The sequence below is a fragment of the Zavarzinella formosa DSM 19928 genome (genome assembly GCF_000255705.1).
GTDB lineage: Bacteria > Planctomycetota > Planctomycetia > Gemmatales > Gemmataceae > Zavarzinella > Zavarzinella formosa.
Genome location: NZ_AIAB01000512.1, coordinates 1 through 3,464 on the forward strand (window position 1 = coordinate 1; position 3,464 = coordinate 3,464).

A 3,464-nucleotide genomic window follows, 5' to 3' on the forward strand; every position below is an offset into this window, starting at 1 on the left:
GTATTCACTGCCGACGAACTAGCATAATGCCCCAATGACCAATGACCGGCGGGCGATGGGCGATGGCGTCAGGCCCACGGCGGTGGTTGTTGGCGAAAGAAGGCTTCCAAGCCGGCGCGGCATTCGTGGCCGAGGCGGGGGTTGGCGCTTTCTTCGGCGAGTTCTTCTTGGGTGACAGCCGGGCGGGCGAGGGCGGCCAGCAATCGCTTGGTGTTGGCGAGGGCCATCGGGCCGCCGTCGGCGCATTGGCTGGCGAGACGTTTCGCGGCGGCCATCAGCGATTCCGGCTCGGTGATTTCGTTCAACAATCCCAGCCGCAGGGCCTCCGGGGCGGCGATTAATTCGCCGGCGAGGAGCAATTGGCGGGCGGCCCGTTCGCCGACGAGCCGGAGCAGGTGCGGCATCACAATCGCGGCCACCAATCCCCGGCGAACCTCCGGGTAGCCGAACTTGGCCGAGGGGACCGACACCGCGAGATCGCACGCCGTCACCAATCCAGCGCCCCCGGCGACGGCCGATCCATTCACGGCGGCAATGGTCGGTTTTGGCAGCGTGTAAATCAAATCAAAGAGGGAAGCCAGCCGAACGGCGTCCTCCCGGATGGTTTCTTTCGTGGCCCCCAGGCTTTCTTGCAATTCGCCGAGGTCCATGCCCGCGCAGAAAGCCGGGCCTTCCCCGGTGAGGATGACCGCTCGCACGGCCGCATCGTCCCGTGCTTTCATGAAAGCGACCGTCAGCTCGGCGATCAATTCCCGGCTCAGGGCGTTCCGCTTGTCGGCCCGCCGGATGGTGATGAGGGCGGCTTTTCCATCGTGGTGAATGGTCACGAACGAGTTCATGGTCGATCCTCCGGGGCGGGCAGCATGGCCGCATGATCGAGGGGAAGTTCCACAGGCATTTGCAACAACGCGAGGGCAAACGTCTTCCCCTGCGTGTCCGACCGCAGGGAGCGGCTGGCTCCCCCGGCGAGGGCATCCCGCAAGAGAAAGTTGAGGCCCATAACGTTGGCTGCCTCGTACCGCTCAACGCCGGTGTGGTTCAACGGGGCGAAGTAGGCCGCCACCCGCTCGGCCGTGAGGTGTTCCCGAATCCACACAAACCCGGCCGGCGTGCGGGCGATGATCGCGATGTTCGAGTGATTGCCCTTGTCCCCGCTGCGGCCGTGGGCGATGTCGGATAGCGGCCGGGTCACCGTCGCGGACATGGCTGGACTCCCGTGAAGAGCGGATGGAAAGCGAAGACGCTAATGCGTCGCTTTCTATTACCCTAGCGTCGTTTCAAGGATTTTCATGAGAAGCCGCCGTGCCATTGGCAAAAGGCAGCCTTCCCCGGCAACCACTTTTCCCTTCATCCTTCATCCTTCATCCCTCATCCTTCTTACAATGTCCCGACCCACGGTGTTCCGGGATCTCTCATGGGCTTGCTCGCTCCGGCGTTCCTGCTCGGCTTCCTCGCGGTGGCCATCCCGCCCCTCATTCATTTGTTGAACCGTCGGCGATATGACACGCTCGATTGGGCGGCGATGCAGTTTCTTCAGGTTTCCGAACGCACCCGCAAGAAAATCTTTCTTGAACAATTCCTCCTCATGCTGCTTCGCATGGGGGCCATTTGTTTGCTCGTTCTCGGCGTCGCCTCCCCGTGGGTAAAGTCCCCGTGGCTGGCGAAGATCAGCCCCCGGCCGAACCGGGCGGTGGTCATTGTGTTTGATGGCTCGTTCAGCATGGGTTACACGAAGGACGGCGCCAGCGCCCACGACGCGGCGAAGGGCTGGGCCGCGGATTTTGTCTCGAAGCTCCAGCCGGGGGATGCCGTCGCGGTGCTTCAGGCGAAGCAACAGCCCTCATGGGTGGTCGAACGGCTCACCACCGATCTGAAACTGGTGAGCGGGGCCATTCAGGAGATTCCGAAGCCGCGCGGGGGAATCAATCTGGCGGTCGCCCTGCAAAACGCCATGCAAGTGTTGAAGACCAGCGGATTGAGCCGGCGGGACATCATCATCCTGACCGACGGCCAGCGGCACGGCTTCGCCGATTCCAAATCGCTGGAACGATTGGAACTTCTCTCCAGCGGCGTCCCCGAGGCGGACTGGCCGAATGTGCTGGTGGTGAACGTCGTCCCCGACCGGCCGGAGGACGCGCCGAACTGGTCGCTCGCGCCGATCCAATCCACGCGGGGCATCGCCGCCGTCGGCCGGGAGGTGAAGTTCAAAACCGAGTTGCAAATGCTCGGCTCCTCCGCCGGGACGCCGCCTAAAGTTCGCTTTGAAGTGGACGGCCGGCCCGCCGGGGAGCAGATCCCGCCGACGCTTGTCGGCACCGCCCGGAGTCCCCTGACGTTTGCCACCCGGTTCAACACGCCAGGTTCGCACCTCGTCAGCGTGATGATCGACGACGACGCCTTGCCGGGGGACAATCGGCAGGACTTTGCCATTGAGGTGATGCCGACGATTCCCGTTTTGCTGGTGAACGGCGAAGGGCAAACCGGCCGCGCCCACGGGGTGGACTTCCTGCGGGACGCGCTGGCCCCGGCCAACGACAAAACGCCCAGTTTTCTGCTGAAGATCGTCTCGCCGACGGAGTTCACGCCGGGAATGCTAACCCGGCCGCTCGGGCGGGAATCGAACACGGTTCCGCGCGTGCTGATCCTTTTCAACAACGCCACCCTGCGGCCCGATCAGGCGAAGGCCGTCGAGGAATTCCTCAGCAACGGCGGCGGCGTGTTCGTCACCCTCGGCTCCCGGACGGACGGTATCCACCACAACCGAGAACTGTACCGCGACGGCAAAGGCTGGCTCCCGGCCCGGCTTATCGAACCCGTTGGGGACGCCAACGATGTGGTGAAAGCCCCCCGCGTGTCGGCCGCCAGTTTGGAAAGCCCCTTCCTGGAAGGCTTCAAAAGCGAAGATCCCGGCACGCTGGCGGGGAGCGCCTACTTCCCCCGCTATTGGAAAATGGAGGCCACCGGCAACGGCGCCGGTCTGCCGATCACCGTTCTGACCAACCGGCAGCCGCTCTTGGTCGAAAAATCCTTCGGCAAAGGGGATGTGATCCTCTCGGCCGTGCCGATGGACAACTCCTGGCGAACGAACCTCACCGACTTGGGCGACTATGTCCGCCTCATGCACGAACTGGTGTATTATCTCGCCGCCGCCCGCACCGCCGACGCCAACCTAGAGGCGAAACAGCCCATCGTCTTTCGCCCCCGCGATGGCGAACGCCCCGGCCCCGTCACCGTCCAGCCGCCGGACGCCCCGGCCCAGCGGATCGCCGTCGCCGAATGGCCGTTCATCTTCGACGACACCCGCGACACCGGCGTTTACAAACTGACAACCGACACCGGAAAGGTTCAATATTTCGTGGTCCAGCCGGACGCCGGGGAATCCCTCTTGAAGCGCCTGACCGACGACGACCGCCTCACTCTCAAACGCCTGATCCCCACGCTGGAACAAAAGCTCACTCCCGCCG

General features: G+C 64.0%; 3 protein-coding genes. 1 reads left to right on the top strand and 2 read right to left on the bottom strand.

Annotated elements, in window-relative coordinates; genetic code table 11:
* Positions 1-68 precede the first annotated feature (68 nt).
* Positions 69-839, bottom strand: a complete 771-nt coding sequence (locus BGIM_RS0100335) for an enoyl-CoA hydratase-related protein (protein WP_020467863.1) — start codon at positions 837-839, stop codon at positions 69-71.
* Positions 836-1,204, bottom strand: a complete 369-nt coding sequence (locus tag BGIM_RS0100340; RefSeq protein ID WP_020467864.1) for an AtuA-related protein — start codon at positions 1,202-1,204, stop codon at positions 836-838. The genes BGIM_RS0100335 and BGIM_RS0100340 overlap by 4 nt, the downstream gene beginning before the upstream one ends.
* Before the next feature lie 210 nt (positions 1,205-1,414).
* Between BGIM_RS0100340 and BGIM_RS0100345 the strand changes: the two genes are divergently transcribed.
* Positions 1,415-3,464 (top strand): VWA domain-containing protein (locus BGIM_RS0100345; RefSeq protein ID WP_020467865.1); only part of this gene is annotated, 2,050 nt, incomplete at its 3' end.

Coding starts and splice junctions, on each gene's coding strand:
- BGIM_RS0100335 (WP_020467863.1), bottom strand. CDS start 839: ATGAACTCGTTCGTGACCATTCACCACGATGGAAAAGCCGCCCTCATC.
- BGIM_RS0100340 (WP_020467864.1), bottom strand. CDS start 1,204: ATGTCCGCGACGGTGACCCGGCCGCTATCCGACATCGCCCACGGCCGC.